The sequence below is a fragment of the Streptomyces sp. NPDC060064 genome (assembly GCF_042736455.1).
Lineage (GTDB): Bacteria > Actinomycetota > Actinomycetes > Streptomycetales > Streptomycetaceae > Streptomyces.
Genome location: NZ_JBHWWF010000001.1, coordinates 234,587 through 252,578 on the forward strand (window position 1 = coordinate 234,587; position 17,992 = coordinate 252,578).

The 17,992-nt window shown below is 66.9% G+C and carries 16 protein-coding genes and 1 tRNA gene; 9 read left to right on the forward strand and 8 right to left on the reverse strand.

Annotated elements, in window-relative coordinates; genetic code table 11:
- Positions 1–101: 101 nt before the first annotated feature.
- Both ACFWDI_RS01135 and ACFWDI_RS01140 read right to left on the reverse strand, forming a co-directional pair.
- Entirely contained in the window at positions 102–959 is an 858-nt protein-coding gene (locus ACFWDI_RS01135; RefSeq protein WP_385300581.1) for a helix-turn-helix domain-containing protein, read from the reverse strand.
- Positions 960–1,217: 258 nt separating this feature from the next.
- Positions 1,218–1,946, reverse strand: a complete 729-nt coding sequence (locus ACFWDI_RS01140) for a GPP34 family phosphoprotein (protein WP_327324260.1) — start codon at positions 1,944–1,946, stop codon at positions 1,218–1,220.
- A 223-nt stretch (positions 1,947–2,169) separates the two neighbouring features.
- On the opposite strand from ACFWDI_RS01140, the gene ACFWDI_RS01145 reads away from it, so the two are divergent.
- From ACFWDI_RS01145 to ACFWDI_RS01155, 3 genes are all read left to right on the forward strand, one after another.
- The gene (locus ACFWDI_RS01145; RefSeq protein WP_385300582.1) at positions 2,170–4,881 is read left to right on the forward strand and encodes a serine hydrolase; all 2,712 of its coding nucleotides are present in this window, start codon (positions 2,170–2,172) and stop codon (positions 4,879–4,881) included.
- Between the two features lie 212 nt (positions 4,882–5,093).
- Positions 5,094–6,923, forward strand: coding sequence for an MFS transporter (locus tag ACFWDI_RS01150; RefSeq protein WP_385300583.1), 1,830 nt, complete (start codon positions 5,094–5,096; stop codon positions 6,921–6,923).
- A 179-nt stretch (positions 6,924–7,102) separates the two neighbouring features.
- Positions 7,103–7,987, forward strand: coding sequence for an adhesin (locus ACFWDI_RS01155; RefSeq protein ID WP_385300584.1), 885 nt, complete (start codon positions 7,103–7,105; stop codon positions 7,985–7,987).
- A gap of 50 nt (positions 7,988–8,037) precedes the next feature.
- Here the strand turns inward: ACFWDI_RS01155 and ACFWDI_RS01160 are convergent, their stop codons facing one another.
- Positions 8,038–8,322, reverse strand: a complete 285-nt coding sequence (locus ACFWDI_RS01160; protein ID WP_385300585.1) for a hypothetical protein — start codon at positions 8,320–8,322, stop codon at positions 8,038–8,040.
- Positions 8,323–8,977: 655 nt separating this feature from the next.
- On the opposite strand from ACFWDI_RS01160, the gene ACFWDI_RS01165 reads away from it, so the two are divergent.
- Together ACFWDI_RS01165 and ACFWDI_RS01170 are read left to right on the forward strand one after the other, a co-directional pair.
- Positions 8,978–10,438, forward strand: a complete 1,461-nt coding sequence (locus ACFWDI_RS01165) for a VWA domain-containing protein (protein ID WP_385300586.1) — start codon at positions 8,978–8,980, stop codon at positions 10,436–10,438.
- A complete protein-coding gene (locus ACFWDI_RS01170; RefSeq protein ID WP_385300587.1) occupies positions 10,413–11,387 on the forward strand; it encodes a toll/interleukin-1 receptor domain-containing protein in 975 nt (324 codons plus the stop codon). Before ACFWDI_RS01165 ends, ACFWDI_RS01170 begins: the two co-directional genes overlap by 26 nt.
- A gap of 51 nt (positions 11,388–11,438) precedes the next feature.
- On the opposite strand, the gene ACFWDI_RS01175 is transcribed toward ACFWDI_RS01170, so the two are convergent.
- The 3 genes from ACFWDI_RS01175 to ACFWDI_RS01185 all read right to left on the reverse strand — a co-directional run bounded on the left by ACFWDI_RS01175 (position 11,439) and on the right by ACFWDI_RS01185 (position 13,248).
- Complete coding sequence (locus ACFWDI_RS01175; RefSeq protein WP_385300589.1) at positions 11,439–12,170, reverse strand: serine hydrolase; 732 nt, start codon at positions 12,168–12,170, stop codon at positions 11,439–11,441.
- A 731-nt stretch (positions 12,171–12,901) separates the two neighbouring features.
- Positions 12,902–12,985: transfer RNA gene (locus tag ACFWDI_RS01180), tRNA-Ser, on the reverse strand.
- Between the two features lie 17 nt (positions 12,986–13,002).
- Complete coding sequence (locus ACFWDI_RS01185; RefSeq protein WP_385300590.1) at positions 13,003–13,248, reverse strand: hypothetical protein; 246 nt, start codon at positions 13,246–13,248, stop codon at positions 13,003–13,005.
- A 218-nt stretch (positions 13,249–13,466) separates the two neighbouring features.
- On the opposite strand from ACFWDI_RS01185, the gene ACFWDI_RS01190 reads away from it, so the two are divergent.
- Both ACFWDI_RS01190 and ACFWDI_RS01195 read left to right on the forward strand, forming a co-directional pair.
- On the forward strand, positions 13,467–13,946 hold the full coding sequence (locus ACFWDI_RS01190; protein WP_385300592.1) for a hypothetical protein: 480 nt from the start codon (positions 13,467–13,469) through the stop codon (positions 13,944–13,946).
- Positions 13,947–14,051: 105 nt separating this feature from the next.
- A complete protein-coding gene (locus ACFWDI_RS01195) occupies positions 14,052–14,564 on the forward strand; it encodes a DUF6584 family protein (protein WP_385300594.1) in 513 nt (170 codons plus the stop codon).
- 90 nt (positions 14,565–14,654) lie between these two features.
- On the opposite strand, the gene ACFWDI_RS01200 is transcribed toward ACFWDI_RS01195, so the two are convergent.
- On the reverse strand, positions 14,655–15,026 hold the full coding sequence (locus ACFWDI_RS01200) for an amphi-Trp domain-containing protein (protein ID WP_385300595.1): 372 nt from the start codon (positions 15,024–15,026) through the stop codon (positions 14,655–14,657).
- A gap of 364 nt (positions 15,027–15,390) precedes the next feature.
- On the opposite strand from ACFWDI_RS01200, the gene ACFWDI_RS01205 reads away from it, so the two are divergent.
- On the forward strand, positions 15,391–15,723 hold the full coding sequence (locus ACFWDI_RS01205) for a carboxymuconolactone decarboxylase family protein (protein ID WP_385300596.1): 333 nt from the start codon (positions 15,391–15,393) through the stop codon (positions 15,721–15,723).
- A gap of 69 nt (positions 15,724–15,792) precedes the next feature.
- On the opposite strand, the gene ACFWDI_RS01210 is transcribed toward ACFWDI_RS01205, so the two are convergent.
- Positions 15,793–16,857: a DUF1269 domain-containing protein gene (locus tag ACFWDI_RS01210; protein ID WP_385300597.1), complete on the reverse strand. Its 1,065-nt coding sequence runs from the start codon at positions 16,855–16,857 to the stop codon at positions 15,793–15,795.
- A 471-nt stretch (positions 16,858–17,328) separates the two neighbouring features.
- Between ACFWDI_RS01210 and ACFWDI_RS01215 the strand changes: the two genes are divergently transcribed.
- Positions 17,329–17,778 carry a hypothetical protein gene (locus ACFWDI_RS01215; RefSeq protein ID WP_385300598.1) on the forward strand — a complete coding sequence of 150 codons (450 nt, stop codon included), beginning with the start codon at positions 17,329–17,331 and terminating at the stop codon, positions 17,776–17,778.
- The last annotated feature ends 214 nt before the right edge of the window (positions 17,779–17,992 follow it).

Consider the following 17,992-nt stretch of genomic DNA (forward strand, 5'->3'; position numbering starts at 1 on the left):
TCACTCGACCGGATGGCATATCCCAGGCGACTCTTCCGCCGCGAGGTGGTGGGGGTGTACTGTGCGGTCCCCCTCGCCGCCGAAGCGCCTTGCGAAGCCACTCAGCGGGCGTAGTCCTTCGCGATGTCCGCGATGAACTGTCGGGTCTGGTCCACATTCAGGGCCTGCGCGCGCAGATGCTCGTACATGACGCTGTACTTCTGCACATCGTTGGCCTTCTCCAGGTACAAGTCACTGGTCACGCCCTCGATGTAGACGACGCTCGAATCGGAGGCGTCGGGGAACTCGAGGATCGCGTACTGGCCGTTGATGCCGGGGTGGGCGCCCATCTCGAAGGGCAGCACCTGCACGGTGACATGCGGCAGCTGGGACAGCTCCACCAGATACTCGAGCTGCTCGCGCATCAGCTGCTTGTCGCCGACCAGACGGCGCAGCGCGGCCTCGTCGACCACCACCCACAGGCGCAGCGGATGCTCGGCGTCGTTGATCCGCTCCTGGCGGCGCAGCCGGACGCTGACCCGCTTCTCGATATCGGTGGTCCCGCTCTCGGGCAGCGCACCGGCGATCAGTGCCTCGGCGTACTGCCGGGTCTGCAGAAGTCCCGGGACGACCTGGGGCTCGTACACCCGCAGGCTCGCCGCGTCGGTCTCCAGGCCGATGTAGACGCTGTACGGGATGTCGCCGAAGGCGTGCCACCAGCCCTGCTGACGCGAGTCCTTGGCCATTTGCATCAGCGAGTCGACGATCCGGTGGTCCTCGACCTCGTACACGCCGCACAGATCGCGGACATCGCGCTGGCTGATCGAGCGGCGGCCGTTCTCGAGACGGCTGATCTTCGACTGGGAGACGAGCAGGCGCTCCGCCACCTCTTCGGCCGTCATGCCCTTGAGTTCCCGGAGCCGGCGCAGCTCCTGGCCCAAACGGCGTCGCCTGACGGTGGGGTTGACGTTGGACGCCACGGAAACTGCACCTCCGGCTGCGTAGCTGTGCGTATCTACCGCTCAGCAGACTGCCACCAATGGTCGTGGCTGCGCTGGCAAATGGCTACACGCGGGAACGCGCGGGGCAGCGTTTCTGCTGCCCCGCGCGTCTTGTGCGGCTCCCGGACCGGGTCTTGGGGACGTCGATGCGGCGGCTGTGCGGTGTGCACGGTGCGACTTTTGGTGCGGTTTGTAGTGCGGTTTGTAGTGCGGTTTGTAGTGCGGTTTGTGGTGCGGTTAGTGCGCGGCGACGCGGTCCATGCTCCCGTGGCGCGGTTGCATCGATACGGCCGCCGGCTGGCGACTGCCGCCCGGGGCGGCGGGATTGCGGCGGGGCTGAGCGGCCGCACCGTTCTGGACGTCCATCACGGCGTGCGCCACGAGTCCGCCCATGGGGTCGTGCCTGATGAGATCCCGCAGACGGGACCTCGAGGAACGCCCTTCGTTCCCGGGGTACAAGTGCTTGCCGAGTCCGACCGCGTGGGCCAGCGCAGCGAGCGCCGCGGTCCGCGGGTCCGGCGGTACACCGGTGCGGATCGCACTGTCCAGCCGGGCCCTGATGTCCCGGCTGATCGCCGTGTCCGTCGCTTGGTAGCGAGTTGTCGGCAGCACTCCGCACATCTGGCCCGCCACGGCATGCACCATGCCGCACCGCTCCAGATGCGAGAGGTAAATCTGGCGCAGCCCCAGTCGGGGCCCGCCAATCCAATGGACCGCCCGTACCGGACTGCCGCGTCGGCGCAGCAACTCCAGTGCGGAGTCCAGAGTCGGATCTCCGGTCGGCCGTGGCATCACCACGGCGATACGATCCCCGTCCGGGGCTATCCGTCCTGCCAGAGCCAGCTCTACTAGCTGGGCTCCGGCCAGGCCGAGGTCGAGCGACTGCGGCTGCGCTGTGGTACCCGTGGTCGGGTCCAGAGCGAGCAGCAGAAGCTCTTCCGGAAGTGTTCTGCGGCTCCTGCCCATCCATGCCTCCCCGCGTGGATGAATGACAGGGTGACCCCTCTCACATTGGTCTGTCGAGAGCGCCTGGGCACTTCGTACGGGAACCGGCAGGTATGTCGTTCTCGTCTATGCGCGGGGGCTGTCCTCTCACACAGGACACTGGTAGATGGTTCGGACAACACGGGCTGTCGCCTGAACGGCGCCCGACAATGCGTACGCATGGCATACGCATGACACATGACGCATGACTCATGGAGGAGGCACGGTGGCGGGCGAGTCCCCCGACAAGTCGGAGCAGCGGAAGTCGTCGGGGGAGACGACTTCGGGTGAACGTGACCCGCGGCTTGCCGTGTTCCGCCAGGCGTCCCCGGGGGCTGCCGCTCCCGGAGCGGACCAGCCGACGGCGGTCTTCAAGATGCCGCCCGAACCGTCTGCGCCGGCGAACACGGAGCGGGGCACGGAGTCGGGCTCGGCGGAGAACGACGCGAGGCTGCGGGCCGCGGTGGCGGCGTGGGTGGCGAGCGCGGACGACGAGGGTGCGTCGGCGGACGCGGAGGCGCCCTCTGAGGCCGCGGAGGCGCCGGTTCCGGCTCCGGGGTCGGGCGATGCGTCTGAGGGGCTCTCGGGCGAGCAGGCGGGTTCCGGCGCGGCTGCGGAGCGGGAGCCTGCGGCCGCGGACGAGGCCGAGTCTCCGGCGGAGGACGAGGGCCAGGACGAGGCTGCCCTCTCGGGTTCGTCGGGTCAGGACGGCGAGGCGGGTTCGGGCGCGTCCGCCGAGCCGGAGCGTGCGGGCGCCGAAGGCTCGGCCTCCGAGGCCGACGATGACGCCGCCGAAGCGGATGCCGATGCGGAGGTGGAGGCGCGGGACGAGGACACGTCCGTGTCCGAGTCCGAGCCTGCTGACGAGGCTGCGGCCTCGGTGCCGTCGGGTCAGGACGACGGGGAGGCCTCGGAGGACGAACCGGGTTCGAGCACGTCCACGGAGCCGGAGCCCGCGGGCGCCGAAGACTCGGGCGCCGAAGGCTCGGCCTCCGACGCTGCGAAGCCTGCATCGCAGGCCGCACCGTCCGACGAGGCTGCCGCTTCGGCGCCGTCGGGTCAGGGCGACGCGGAGACCTCCGACGACGAGACCGGTTCGGACGCGACGGCCGAGCCGGAGCCCGCGGGCTCCGAAGGCGCGGGCTCCGAAGGCTCGGGCTCCGAGGCCGCGAAGTCGGAGGCCGTGCCCGCGCCTGCCGGCGAAGTCGAGGTCCCGTCAGGCACGGACACCGGTACCGGCGGCGCTGCCGAGCCGGCACCCGCCAAGGGCGCCGGATCTGCGGAAGCAAAGGGCGCCACGCCCGCGGACCAGGCCGCCCCCGCCGCCCCCAAGCGCACGGTCGATCAGCCCACCGCCGTGTTCAAGACACCCCGTCGGCCTGTCGTCGATCAGCCCACCACCGCGCTCAAGGTGCCACCGGCGGCCAGGCCCAAGCCCAAGCCCAAGCCCGAGGCCGATGTCCCGCGCTCCAGCACGTTCGTACCCCTGCGGGCCGATGACGTACGGGATCCCGCCGCGGCCAAGCCCCAGGCAGCCGCTCCCGCCGCAACCAACCCCGCGTCAACCACCCCGGCCGCACCCGCCGCGCTCACCGAGGCCGAGCGGACCAGGCAGCAGCCCATGCCCCCGCTGCCGCCGCTCGATCTGCTCGCCGAGCTGACGAACACCCCGCCCCCGCCACAGACCCCGGTCCGTACCGTCGTGCGGCGGGTCAAGATCTGGACGCCGCTGGTTCTGCTGCTCCTGATCGTCTTTGCGGTCGTACAGGCCGTACGTCCGCTCCCGGAGCCGTCACTCGCGCTCTCCGCGGAGCCCACGTTCACCTTCAAGGGCGGCCCGCTCAGCCTGCCGTTCCCGGACGAGGGTCAGGGCGCCGTCGAGGTCGAGGGCGTCGGCAGCATCGGCACATACGGCGCCCAGAAACCCGCACCGCTCGCGAGCGTTGCGAAGACGATGACGGCGTACGTGATCCTCCGGGACCACCCGCTCAAGGGCGAAGAGGTCGGTCCGAAGATCACCGTCGACCAGCAGGCGGCGGACGAGTCGAACAACCACGACGAGTCGCGGGCGAACTTCTCGAAGGGACAGCAGTTCACCGAGAAGCAGATGCTGCAGTTGCTGATGATTCCCTCCAGCAACAACGCCGCGCGCCTGCTCGCCCGCTGGGACGCAAAGACCGAGGCCGAGTTCGTCAAGAAGATGAACGACGCGGCCAAGGACCTCGGCATGACCAACTCGACCTACACGGACCCGAGCGGCCTGAAGGCCACCACCGTGTCCACCCCGCAGGACCAGCTCAAGCTCGCCAAGGCGGTCATGCAGAACGATGTGTTCCGGGGGATCGTGGACACGACGCTGACCACGGTCCCCGGCATCGACGGGACGATCCGCAACAACAACGACAAGGCCCTGCTGGAGGAGGGAGTGGGCGGCATCAAGACCGGCTCCTCCACCCCGGCGGGCGGCAATCTGCTCTGGTCCGCCAACGTCGAGGTCGACGGCAAGGTACGCCGCATCGTCGGTGTCGCCATGGGCGCCCAGAAGGCCACCATTCTCGACGACAAGCTGAACCTGGCGATCGACTACAGCATCGCCATGATCAAGGCCGCCCAGAAGGGCGTCACCTCCGCGACCGTCGTCAAGAAGGGCGATGTCGTCGGTTACGTCGACAACGGCCTCGGCGGCCGGACGGCCGTCGTCGCCACCAAGGAGCTCAAGGCGGTCGGCTGGGGCGGCCTCAAGGTCCAGATCGCGATCAGCGACAGCGGCAAGGCGCTCCCGCACTCCGCGAAGGCGGGCGACGTCGTCGGCCAGGTCTCCGTCGGCTCCGGCACGGGCAAGGTCACCGCACCGGTCGCGCTCCAGCAGGACCTGGTGGAGCCTGGATTGGGCGACAAGCTGACCCGCCTCGGCTAGGGCTGCACCGGGCGCGCGGGCGTCCCGGGATCCCGGGACGCCCGCGTGTTAGCGTCCCGGGGCAACTTCTGGGCGCCGGGACAGCGTCCTTGAGCATGGAACGTCAGGACGGAAGTCCGGACGGACGTCTGCACGGAACGTCAGCTGGAGCACGTCGGAGGTTGGCAGGCCGGGGGACAACCGCACAGCCGGGGAAGACGGGGAGAGCCGCAGTGACCACCGCTGAGCCGACACAGGCGGACGGCAGCAGCCCCGACACCGGGCTGCGAATACGCCCGCCCCTGCCCGGCCCCGGTCCGGAATCCGCTGCCGACCCCGGTCCCATCGCCGATCTCCGCGACCGGCTCACGCGTCACCCCGTGCTCCTCACGACCGCACTCGCCGCGCTCACCCATCTGCTCTGGTTCTTCTTCCTGGCGAACAGCGGCGGCGACATCGCGGCCCAGGACGCCTGGGCCGAGTTCGTCGGCCGGCACCCCGACTCCGCGTACAACCTCGCCTGGTACGGCGGAATGCACCCGGTCTCGTACAGCGTCGTCTCGCCGTATCTGATGTCGCTGCTCGGCGTCCGCTCGACGATGATGATCGCCGGTACGGTCTCGGCCGCCCTGACCGCGCTCATCCTGGTCCGCGTCCGCGCCGTCCGTAATCCCGTTGCCTGCTCGCTCGCCGGAATCTTCGCCTTCTTCTGCAACGCGCTCTCGGGCCGGGTGACTTTCGGTCTCGGCATGATGTTCGCCCTCGGCGCGGTCGCCGCGGTCTTCTGCTGGCCGTACCGCTGGCGCCACAAACGCTGGGCGAAGGCGGCCGTCGCGGCCCCGCTCGCCGGGCTCGCCACCGCGTCGAGCCCGGTCGCCGGGCTTTTCCTCGGCGTCGTCGCGGCGGCGCTGTTCCTGAACAAGCGCCGCCCCGGTGCGTACGCCGTCGGCGTCGCCCCGGTCCTGGTCGTGGCGCTCTCCGCCTGGTTGTTCCCCTTCTCCGGTACGCAGCCGATGTCGTTCTGGTCGACCTCGTTGCCGTTCCTCTTCGGAGTCCTTGTCCTCGTCCTCGTACCGAAGGAGTGGCGCACCGTACGCACCGGCGCGGCCGTCTACAGCGTCGGCACCCTGCTCACCTGGGTGTTCGAGTCCCAGATCGGGTCGAACGTGTCCCGGCTCCCGATGCTCTTCGCGGGCGTGGTGCTGCTTGCTGCGCTGCCGTACACCGTGCCGAGCTCCCGCAAGTGGTACGCGCTCGTGATCGCCTTCCTGGGCCTGAACTTCTGGATCGGCTTCAAGGGCGTCGACGACATGGTGCGTACGGCCCCGACGGCGTCCTGGAACCGTGAGCTCGCGCCGCTGGTCGACCGGCTCCAGGGGCTCCGCGCGGAGCGTGGCCGGGTCGAGGTCGTGCCCGCCAGCAGCCACCGGGAGGCGTCCGCCCTCGCTCCGTACGTCAATCTGGCCCGCGGCTGGAACCGGCAGGCGGACATGAAGCGCAATCCGCTCTTCTACGACGAGGAGAAGACGCTGACCTCGGCCGGCTACCGCGCCTGGCTGGACCGGTGGGCGGTCCACTATGTCGTGCTGCCGAAGGGGGCGCCGGACTCCAGCGGCGCGAAGCAGGAGGCGGAACTGGTGCGTGCGGGCCAGCCGTATCTGACGCGGCTCTGGGGTGACGGGAACTGGCAGCTGTTCGCGGTGAAGAACCCGATGCCGCTGGCCGACCCGCCGGCCGCCGTGGAACACGCGGGCGCGGGTGAGCTCACGATCCAGGTGAGGACGGCGGGCCGGGTGCTGATCCGGGTCCCCTACTCGCCGTGGCTGAGCATCGTCGACGAGCAGGGCAAGAAGGTGAAGGGCCCGCAGGAGACGGACGAGTCGAAGGCGCGTTCGAGCGGGCGCAAGACCTTCGTCAATCCCAACGGCTGTCTGCTGAAGGCGCAGAAGGACGTGGACGGCGACGAGTGGACCGAACTGCTCGCGCCCGCACCGGGTTTGTACCGCCTGGCTGCTCCGTACCAGCTACCGCGCGGTACGGCCTGTCCCGACGAACTCCGCTGACCCCTTACCGCCGTTAACACCTACCTCGTCCCGTTCCGCTGATGCATAGTGGACACCCTTGTCATACCGCGCGGTTGGTCCAGTGGTGCAGGTGTGACACGGCATGCGAACGATGCGGCGGCGACGACGGCAGGATGTCGCAGCCCGGGATGCCATGCCCGGAGTGCACAGGAGGCAGAGTGGCTGGTGCCAGAGGCCGGACCCTGAGCGGGGCGCGGGAGGCCCGCGACACGCTGGCAGGACGCGTCTCCCTCCTCTCCCGAACCGGAAAGATCCTGCTGGTCGGCGGAGTTGTGCTGATGGCACTCACCCTGGTGGTCACGGCGGTCTCGCTGTACGGAGGCGACTCGGAACAAGCCGGGGCGGACGCGTCCGGCGGTGCCTCCGACTCCGACTTCGACCGCGGCGACTTCGGCGGCGCCCCGCAGCGCATCGAGCCCACGGCGCTGCCCGGCGCCCCCTCCGAGTCACCGACGGGCTCGCCGTCGCCGAGCCCCGGCGGTTCCCAGGGCGAGAAGAAGCCGAAGCCCCCGCAGAACGTCCACCGCCCTTCGTACTCCGCCTGGGCGGGGCCCGGCTGCACCGGCGGCGGCGGCTACCAGGAGCGCGGCCGCTTCAGCGACGGCGACGACGGCTGGTACACGGTGTACACCGGCGGTCACAAGGGTGACGGCTGCGACGGCAGCTTCAGTGCAGTCCCCATGTCGGGCAGTCCGACCAAGGACAGCGGGGGCACGGCGACCTGGTCCTGGTACGTGGGCAGTGGATACGCGACCTGCTCGGTGTCCGTCGCCATCCCCGAGAGCGAGCGCGACCGCGATGTGGCGGGCGATCCGACGACGTACACGGTGCTGGCCGATCCCGCCGACCAGGACAGCGCGATCAAGTCCTTCGAGATCGACCAGACGTCACTGCGGGGCCGCGGCCTGATCGTGGAGAAGATCCCGGTCCTCAATCAGCAGCTCACGGTGCAGCTCGTGGACCGCGGCAAGGACTGGGGCAGCGACCAACGCGGGGGCGCACACCACGCGGCGGCCCAGATGAGAGCGGACTGCCGGGCCTGACAGGTGAGTCGGGGCCCGCAGTCCGCACTCGTGGGCATCAGTCGTGGGCATCAGTCGTGCGTGGCGTTCCGCACTGCTTCGTCGCAGGTGCCGCACTTCAACTGATCCCATCTGGGCGCATGCCAGATGGTGGGATAGGGAGCCGTGTGCACGGCCTTCTCCATACCGACCGTGGGCCGTCCGCACATCGTCCTGGCCTCTTCCCAGCCGGTGCCGCCGGGGTCGGGCCAGTGAACCGCGTGCACGCGGACGGGCTGACGGATGTCATGGCCGCTCGGGCCGAAGTGGTCCTGTTCCTGTGCCGCGTCCTGAATCGCTGTGGCGTACTGACTCATGCGGCCGACCATAGGCCTGTACCGGCGGGACAGTGTGGCTGTTCGCAGTGTTCGTGCGCCCAGATCCCGTGATCGTACGGAAGCGGAGAGAAGTGGGCGGTGCTCGTGTGGCGTCAGCCGTTGTTGTGATCATCAGGTCCAGCCCGACGTCTGTTCCACCGTCAATCCGTTCGGCCTGGACCCCATCACCTACCCCGAGATCTACCAGGGCAGCCTCGGCACGGTCGGCCAGGCGAGGACGACCTCGCCGTGGGGCACTCTCGACCAGGGCAGTTACGCGGTCGAGTGGACCGACACGATCACAGATGCTCCGTCCGGACGGGACTTCGGGCGGGTCCGGCGGCGATTGCACGGCGGGATCTCCAATGCTGCGGCCTTCCAGTTGTGGCCCTCGGCGGTAGGACTGCAATCGCAGGACAATGTGTTCTCCAATCACACCTATCCATGGTTGGGCATCCGGATCGGGGGGTCCGCGACTCGCGCTCGGCAAGTCCTGAGCGAATGTCAAAGACCCTCGGCCGTGATCGGCTGAGGGTCCTTGCGCTGGCGCCCCGGCAGGATTCGAACCAGCGACACCCGCTTGGGTAAAGATACGTCCGATAATGCCCCCGCCGGTTCTCGGATGTGATTCCCTGGCGCCGCGAAGGGGGAGGATATGAACGATCAACCCATCGAAATCCTGGTGTTACCGGAGCGGCCCGCCGCCCGGAACGACGAGGTCACCGAGTTCGACATCGTGGTCGAGGTCAGGTGCCGCGCCGCCGAGGACGCCGACCGGACCGGCGGCGCGATGAACCTGTGCCTGGTCATCGACCGCAGCGGCAGCATGGCCGACCAGGGCAAGCTGGAAATCGCCAAGCGGAGCTGTGGCGACATCTTCCGGCGAATCACCGGCGACGATCTTTTCACCGTAGTCGTGTTCGACTACGAAACCCTGGTGGTCATCAATCCACAGACGCCCAAGGCCGAGGTGGAGGAGCGGCTCAACGCGATTCAGCCGAGAGGTTCCACCAATCTGTCCTTGGGGTGGTACCAGGGGCTGTTGGAGCTCCAGAGCTATATGACGGAGAAACACTACGGCCGACTGATCCTGCTCTCGGACGGCATGGCGAACGCGGGGGAGACCAAGAAGGCCGCCCTTGCCGTGGTGGCCTCACGCGCCCGCGACGAAGGCATCAGCACTTCGACGATCGGGATCGGCAACGACTTTCAGGAGGACCTGCTGGAGGCGATCGCCAGCGCCTCCGGCGGCCGGTTCTGGTACATCAGCGAAACCGGCATCGACAACATCCTGGAGGAGGAGTTCCGCGGTGCCCTCAGCGTCGTGGTCGACCGCCCCAGGGTCGAGCTGACCCTGCCACCCGGCGTGAGCATGAGTCAGGAACTGAACTCCCTGCGCAAGGTCCCTCGTCGCTCGCGCTACGCTCTGCGCCCCCTGAAGGGGCAGGACACGTTCAATTTCGCGGTCCGGCTGCAGATCGACCCGACGCGGCTGGACGGCGAGGAGTTCACCATCGGCGCGGTCCTGTACGACGACAGCCGCCAGGTCGCCGCCGCTGACCAGGTCGTCGCACTGGCCCCGCTGGCGGAGGTGGTCGCCACTCCCGTCCACGCGCTGGTACAGAGCGTGGTGGAGCAGTACCGGGCCGAGACCACGGACGAGAAGCTGCTCGACGACCTTGAGTTGGGCGACCTGAGCGGCATGAAGCAGATGCTGACGGCCGAGATCGCTCGCATGCGGCAAGCCGAGTTCGCGGTCGGGGACCAGGCCGCCGCGATCGGCATCGGGCGTATGGGGGTGGAGATGGGCAACCTCCGCCAGCAGCGTCAGATGAACGAGACGTCACTGCTGATCGGGGACTTGGTGGCGGAGTATCTCGACGAGCCCGAGGTCAAGAGGCTGGTCAACGTCTGGCGCAAGGGCCGTATGCATGAGGGGGCACGCAAACAGCAGCGCTGGCACGCTGTGAGCGAGGCAGACGAGGACGTGGAGATCACCCTGCTGGTGAGTGCGCTCGGGGTCGCCGACGCGCTGATCCCACGATTCCCCGCGAACCGGGCCGACCTGGAGACGAAGCGCGAGAGGCTCCGTGAACGACTGGCATCCCTCGCATAGCGGGGACTGGACGGCTCTTTCCACAATGCTCACCGGTCACGGCGGTGGTATAGGCGAATACGCCGCTTCCTACGTCACCGACCTCGCGCCCGGGCCAGTACTCAACGGGCGTGTGTCCGCCGACATACGGCTCACGGAGCGCTGGGGAACAGGCGCGGGACTGGTCTGTCGGGCGGACCGGGACTGGACCTTCGTGGCCTTCTACACGGCACCGCAGGTTACGGCCGGCACCGCCACCACCGTTGCCCGGATTGGCGTGTTCCGGGAAGGCATGCTGACCCCGGTCGCCCAGTTGTCGGAGCCGGTTGTGCTGGCACGTGGTTACAACCACTTCTCGCTGGAGTTCTTCTCCGGCCGGGTGCGTGGCGAGATCCGGACCGGGGAGCGGACGTACGAACTGCTGGCCAACTGCCCGCACGTGCCCTTCCCCGGCTATGCGGGATTGGTCAGGCTCTACAGCGCCGGCGTGCTGGCGAAATCCGTGGTGGTGGAGCGTACACAGTTGCCCTTCGTCGCTCCGGCCGTCGCCGAGCCTGGCGGAAGGGAATTCGTTTACGACGTCTTCCTCTGCCATTCGAAGGAGGACGCTGTGGAGGTTGGGAGAATCGCGGCGGCCCTCGCCGAGAAGGGAATCAGCTACTGGCTGGACAGTGAGCAGATAAGCTTTGGGGACTTTGTGACCCAGAAGATCGATGCGGGCCTCCAGGCGAGCCACTTTGTTATTCCATGCATCAGCAAGAATCTGACCAAGGGGGGCTGGACCAAGAACGAGTACGGGGCCATCCTCAACGCCGAGTTCAGCGGCGATTCGTCCCGCGTCGCCGTCCCCTTGATGCTGGCCGGAGCGGAAGTGGGGGACATTCCCATGACGCTCCGGGACAAACGGAGGGTATCCCGCACCAACAAGGTGGAGTTCGAGGAGTTCGTCAGCTTTCTCCGCAGTCACTGATCTTCGAACGCCCGGTCTGAATCGCGGGTGCAGTTACCTGCTGCGCACTGCTCATAGGCTGGGATTGCCGGTAGCCGGGGGAGTGTGGTCCGGGTACAGGTCATGGTGGATGGCCTTTGCCACGCCCTCAACCGTATCCATGCCGTAGTCCCACCCCACCTCCGGCGACTCGCCTTCAGGAACTCTGTTGTTCTCGGTGAGGACCACGAGGCCGTAGTCGTAGGCACGGCCGGTGATCGCACTCATGCTGTTGACCTTCCAATCTCCGCGGTCCCAGGGGTTCTTGAGCCCGGTCTCGGAACGCTGAAGCCACCCGTTCTTGACCTGTACGGCAGCATCCGAAGGAGCCGCGGCGGGAGTTCCCCACCGCTGATCCTCCTGCACATCACGCATGAGGCCCAGGATGTAGCTGCGCTCTTCGGCGTTCAGGACCGAGTTGTCCTTGGCGGTGAGCAGCTCAAGCAGTTTGGCCTGGTCTCGTGCAGTGACCTGGGTCAGGCCCATGAAGCCTGCTTCGTCGAGGACGGTGTTCTTCATTCCGGCCCTGTCCAGGAAATTCTGGATATTTTTGGGGCCTACGATGTCCCACAGGGTGTACGTCGCGTCGTTGTCCGAGCTCACGATCATCTGCCTCGCCAGGTCCTGCTTTTCCTCGGACAGGTGGACGCCTCTGTCCAGGAGCAGAGCCCCCAATATTATCGGCTTGACTATGCTCGCGGAGTCGTAGTGCTTGTCCGCGCCGTACGTGCAGAAGGTATGGGTGGTCCGGTCGTACAGCACCACCGAGGCTTTACTGGCACGATTTTTCAGCGACTTCGCTATGTCTCGAGTGAGGAAAGCTGCCAGTCCGGGGTTTTCGGACGCGCATTCAATCAGCCCGCCCTTGAGCCGCTTGGATGTGAATTTTATGCTCCGCGCCTCATGGGAGGATTTTATGCTCCCTGCCCCGTGGGAGGGTTGTATATTCCGCGGTTTATGGGAGACGGTTGCCGTGGAAACAGGAGCGACGGCCGAAGCGGAGACCGCTACGACAAATAGCCCTAAAGTCACTTTTGGAGCTATCTTGCTGAGAGTCAATTCTTCCCTTTCTGTAATTCCGGCCCATCGGTCCGGACACGGCAGTAGACCTGTCCCGATCTGATCCGCAGTAAAGTTTGGTAAGTATCGGTTTGGCGATTCGGCGCAGCTCGGCGTCTGTGAACTGACGCTACAAGCTTGGGAAGGGCCTGGCCTGTCGGGTAAGCCGATAGGCCTACCGGTAAGCCTCCATGGCAGCCGATGAGGTGAAAGCAGGTCCTCCGATTGGGCCCTGATTTTCTCCTTCTCGGATGCGTTTGGCACCCAGTCGGCAGCCAACAGACGACCGAGCGGCGGGGCGGTGCCAGGACACGGAGCGCGGGGCCATCAACCACATGGAACGGCTGCTCAAGAGGCGTCCGGCCGTGAGTGACCGCCGTCATAGATGTCAGACATGTCAAAGGCCACCTACCAAGGTTGGTAGGTGGCCTTTTCGCTGGCGCTCCCGGCAGGATTCGAACCGGCGACACCCGCTCCGCCGTTGTTGATGTCAGCGGTGGATACAGGCTTGTTCCGGGAGCGGCCGGTGATCCACTTGTTACGGACTCTCGGTGAAGCGGACGGACCAGGCGTAGCCGCTCAAGCCGTCGTGCGGCACCCGCCGGACTTCTCTGACAAGGCAACCGTCGTGGGCATACTTGCGGGCGAACCGGTCGAGGCGCTGCGCGTCGGTGAGATCCTCCATGGACAGCGGTGCTCCGACGACGAGGTCCTCGTGAAGGACTGTGTCCTGCGCGGCACCGTCCGAGCAGGTCGAGCAACGATGCGTTTTGGGTAGGGCCATACGTCCAGTGTCCTCCTGATCTGGATGCCCCGACGTTCACAGCGCAAATGGCCGCGCTACAGAGTCCGTGAGCGAAGGGCGGACGTGTCCACCTGAGGAATCGTGGCCCAAGGTTGGTCGTGAATCCCGCCCCCGTTCCTGCCCAAAAGGGGACACGTCCCTCCCCGAATTGATCTAGAGTTCGAATCTCATGACCGGTAATGCAGATGGGGGATGCCATGCGTCAGGTGTTGAAGACAGTCGCGGCGGGGGCTGCCGTGCTCGGCAGCGTGATCCTGGGCTCCGGCACGGCCGTGGCCGCGCCGCAGTGGCAGCTGGTCGGTAAGGTCACCAGCTGCGGGAAGAGCGTGGCGCACACCGCGGTCAGCGGGGTGGCCTTCCAAGGCTGTCTCGTCGTCAGCGACTTGGGCCGCGCCCAGGTCGTCCTGGTCGCAAACAACCATTCCGGCAAGGCCGTCACCGTCTCCGGTGCCATCTCCAGCGACTTCGGTAACGCCTCCTGCGAGCAGATGACGCTGAGCACCGGCACCCAGCGGGCCTGCTACGGACCCACGGCGGCCGTCCCGGACTGCTACGACTGGGGAGCCGGATACGTCGGCGGCCCCTACGGAGGCACCGTGCGGTTCGCCGTCAACGGGGTGACGAACGAGGCGAAGTCCTCCACGGTCTGCCTCAAGTGGTTGGACTTCCCCGGGTGACACCCTGGGCCCCGCTTACCCCTCCTGCGGACGGCGGGGCCCATCGGCCGGCCTGCACGGGAAACCCTTGGCGCGCACCGTGGTTGGAAGCAATCATGGCCAATCGTGACTATCGAGAACACCTTGGCCAAGGTGGACACCGACCTCGCGGCGGGCCGCCTTCCTGTGGCACGGCAGCGTTTGCGTGGGCTGGTGTCCTCTTTCCCCGCAGACCTCTCCCTTCGCGTCAGGCTCGCGGACGTCTATCGCCTGTTCGGGGAGTCGGCGCAAGCCGGCCGCTGGAGTTACCTCGACGCCGGGCGCTCTCCCGAGGAGGTGGCGGCCTTCGAAGCCCGTTACCGACACCCGGCCGACCGTATGCGGGCACTGGCTTGGCGTGGCTCGGAAGCGGCAGCGGAGACTCCCTTCGCTCGTGCGCAACTGGCCGCGATACGCCTCGCTGCATCGCAGTCCTCGGGGAAACCGGCGGACTGGGATCAAGCGGGCTCCGGGGCTGACGAACCTACCGAGCCGGGATCCGTCCATGACTCGCTCTTCGGGCTGGGATGCATGGCGGGCCTGATCGTCTGCCTCGCGCTCATGTGTCTCGGTATCAGCACCGTAATCAGCTGGTGGTGAATCACCGCCGGGTGACCCGCCGAGCCTCATCGCCCTGGGCGCGGGCCTGCCGCTCGGCGGTGGTGGCTGGCCCGAGGGCCCTGACGCGGCTCAGGGCGTTTTTGTGGTGGACCGCTTCGTGCTCTTGCTCCTGCTGGTGGCGGTGCTGCTCCGCCCGGGCTTGGCAGGCACGCTCTTCCGCCTCCTCGCGGCCTCTTGTGTGCCTGCCACCGCCTGCGATGGCGCTGTCCGGGTCGGTGCGGTCGGCCACTTGAACTCGATCTCCAGCTCGATCTCCCCGTTACCGACCTCGACCTCTATCTCGCTGCGAAGGTCGTCGGGGATCCGCAGGCTCAACTTCCCAGGGCCGACTTCCAGTTCGGCCTCCCCACCTTCCCTCAGCGCGGCCGCGAGCGCCATGAGCTGATCAGCCGCCTCAAGGCGTGACAGCGAGCGCTTCTGCTCAAACTTGAGGTCCTTCATGGACTGTCTCCGATCCGGCAAAAACGGTAGATAACGCCAATTCTGATGCCATGCACCGGATCGGACATCCGCATGGCCGGGTGAGGAACCGGAACAACCGACGACCGGTCCGGGTGCCGTCCGACCTGCCCGGGAGGGCTCGTGCAGCATCCCGCTCTCGTGGGGGCGCTGGTGACCTGTCAGTGTGCGTCCGCGGTCGGGCCCCGGGGAGCGGCTCGCTGAGCTTGCCCCCACCGTCGACGATCCCCTGGACAGGCAACCCGCGGGAAACAGGCTTACGGTCGAGCAGTACACGCTGCACCGAGATGCGGAGCCCTACTACCGCCGCTGACCTTGTCACGACACCAACAGGAGACGACCCGCCATGGCCACAGCATCTGAAACCCCGGTACTGGACACCCTCGCCGCGATGACGGTCGACTCGATTGAGCGGTGCGGGCTGACCCCGGACATGTTCATGGTCACCCGCATCGCGGCCCTCGCCGCCTCGGACGCTCCGCCGATCTCCTACGTCGCCCACATCGACCCCGCCATCCAGGCCGGCCTGACCGCTGACAAGGTGCAGGATGTCCTGGTCGCCATCGCCCCCATCGTGGGCACGGCTCGCGTCATGATGGCAGCCGGCAACATCGCCAAGGCGCTCGGCATCGCGATTGCCGTCGCCGACGCCGACGCCGAGGCCCAGGGCCGCGCGTAAAGACGTCGCCCGGTCTCTGGAGCCCACCAGCCGCGCCCGCATCGATGATCGGCGCGGCCGACAGCCGCCTCAGGCCTCGTGTCGAGTCGCGGTTGCAGTGGGCTCTTGGTCCTCAGCCTCCACCTTGGCCACCTCAAGAATCTGGCGTGTTCCGCCCAGCTCCTTGAGCTTTTCTGCCACGGCCTCCGTCTCGAAGTCCCAGGTGAGCACACCAACAGCTGCGTGGCCTTCGTCGAGCTCGCGGCCGATGCGCTCCACGTCCTCGTCGGTCATCTTGAGGCCTTTGTGGAAGAACTCGCCGATGACCCCGCCTCCGACCCCGCTCGCGAGCGCACCCCCGACCAGGGAGAGGCCGCCTGTGGGTATCGCCGCGATCACGCCGAGGGCTACGCCGACCCCCATGCCCTTCTTCCCGGCCCTCCGTCCCAGCTTGTGCTCCTTGATGTTGCCGTGCGTGTCCTTGACGAGAACGCCGATCGCATCGACTTTCATGTACTCGCTGGCCTTTTCCCAGTTCCTCAGCGCATGAGCTGCCTGGTCGGCGGCGTCCTCGTCAGGGAAGAACGCGAGTACGAGGTGCTGCTTGTCTCCCCCCACGTCTTCCCTGAGCTTCCGCGGAGTCACAGCCTCTTCCCGCGAGATCCCGTGACGTTCGAGGTAGTCGAATATCTTCGCGCCGCCGTCGGATTTCCCGTCCAACTCGGACTTGAGCCAGTCCCGCATCGCGTTCTCGTGCTCGAGCAAGTCCTCTGCGAGAGCCTTGAGTTCAGGGGTGTGGGCACCCTTGGCCAGCTGCTTGTACAGCGGATCGACCTCTCGGGTCTCTTCGGCCGTCAGCTTGGCCACCTTTTCGAAGGAGTGGAGGCGTCGCGCGAGCGCCGCTCCTTCCCTTCCCAGCTTCTCGGCCTGCTCCAGGGTGACGTGCACGCCGGCGTCGTGGCCGAAGGGCTCGCAGTAGTGGACGTTGAACCATTCCATCGTCGCGCAGGCCGTGAACTGCTCGGCATGATCGGGGTACATCTCGGTCAAGGTTTCAAAAAGCCCCACACCGAAAAGCTCGCCCTCCCAGGCGATCTTCATCAGATCGCGCTCAGTCCGGCCGCCGGCGAATCGATGCTTCTCGACAAAGGTCATGTGCGTGCGTCCCTTGATCTATCGCGCTGGAACCCTCGCAGGGCTCCGACAGGCGGCAACCTTTCGAGGGGCCCTCGGAAAGACACATACGTGGCGTGGTCGGCCAAGACCGTCAGAATCGGCGGGCCGGCCAACTCATTGCTTTTAGCAACCACGCCACGTGATCGCAGCCTCTCGGCGAACGCCGTAGCGAGTCGTGCGTCAGCTGTCGCTTTGGCCCTCACCACCAGTAAGCCACCATCGCGTCCCCCTCACCAGCGAGTCCGGTTGGTGATCTTGCCGCAGTAGTGTCGAATGAGTCCGCAGGTGGTGACGTTGTTGCGCGTGCCCGTACAGCGCGGTCGGCGGAGCGGGTTTGGGCGGGAGCTGCCATGGGGCGAGACATCGGGGCCCGTAAGCTTCGCGTGACTCGGGCAGCCCGACGCCCCGGAACAGCGTTGAAGGACACGGAAGTAGACGGCCAACCAAGAAATGACCGCGATTGAACGCCTATGGGAAGACTTTGAGCTTCCCATCAGAGATGCACTACACGTCGCCGACGGGCACTCCTGTGATGTCGCCCTCGACTCCGACGCGCCGGGCGGTTTCAGGGTGCTCGCCGCCTTCGACCTGGATGAGATGCTCCAAGGCGATCCGTCATGGACGTCTTCGGTCGACGGGCGGGCCGTCGTAGACCTGGGGAGCAGGGGACTACTGTGGGGCGGCGAGGGCTCGTACGGGTCAGACGGATTCGTCGCACGTTTGACTGCTGATCGTGCGCTGATCTGGGCGATCTTCTTCACGGAATCCAATCCATTTAATCGGATCCAGCTGTCCGACAACGTTGCTACCTTTAGCTCGACTTCGGGGGTCGAGATCGCAGTTGACATCGACGATCCACGAACTCCAATCTCTGGACCTGCATCGAACGGAACGGCGTAAGGTTCATTTCCTCCGGTAGTAGGTCAGCGCAGCGGGAGCACAAAACAGGTTGCATAGGGTGACACCGTTTCCGGCACCCACAGGCGTGCGGAAACGGTCCCCGAAGCGGAGCCCGAGCCCGCCGAGGCGGAGGAGCCCGGCCCGGGGCCCGTGTCGGATGGTGCTGATCCATCGGGGGAAATATCGGGGCCTGGCGACCCGTCCGCTCACGCAA

Excerpts from the sequence above, each read along its gene's own strand:
- ACFWDI_RS01200 (WP_385300595.1), bottom strand. The coding sequence starts at position 15,026 with ATGAAGGACCTCAAGTTTGAGCAGAAGCGCTCGCTGTCACGCCTTGAG.
- ACFWDI_RS01165 (WP_385300586.1), top strand. The coding sequence starts at position 8,978 with ATGAACGATCAACCCATCGAAATCCTGGTGTTACCGGAGCGGCCCGCC.
- ACFWDI_RS01185 (WP_385300590.1), bottom strand. The coding sequence starts at position 13,248 with ATGGCCCTACCCAAAACGCATCGTTGCTCGACCTGCTCGGACGGTGCC.
- ACFWDI_RS01140 (WP_327324260.1), bottom strand. The coding sequence starts at position 1,946 with ATGGGCAGGAGCCGCAGAACACTTCCGGAAGAGCTTCTGCTGCTCGCT.
- ACFWDI_RS01215 (WP_385300598.1), top strand. The coding sequence starts at position 17,329 with ATGACCGCGATTGAACGCCTATGGGAAGACTTTGAGCTTCCCATCAGA.
- ACFWDI_RS01210 (WP_385300597.1), bottom strand. The coding sequence starts at position 16,857 with ATGACCTTTGTCGAGAAGCATCGATTCGCCGGCGGCCGGACTGAGCGC.
- ACFWDI_RS01190 (WP_385300592.1), top strand. The coding sequence starts at position 13,467 with ATGCGTCAGGTGTTGAAGACAGTCGCGGCGGGGGCTGCCGTGCTCGGC.
- ACFWDI_RS01205 (WP_385300596.1), top strand. The coding sequence starts at position 15,391 with ATGGCCACAGCATCTGAAACCCCGGTACTGGACACCCTCGCCGCGATG.
- ACFWDI_RS01145 (WP_385300582.1), top strand. The coding sequence starts at position 2,170 with ATGACTCATGGAGGAGGCACGGTGGCGGGCGAGTCCCCCGACAAGTCG.
- ACFWDI_RS01160 (WP_385300585.1), bottom strand. The coding sequence starts at position 8,322 with ATGAGTCAGTACGCCACAGCGATTCAGGACGCGGCACAGGAACAGGAC.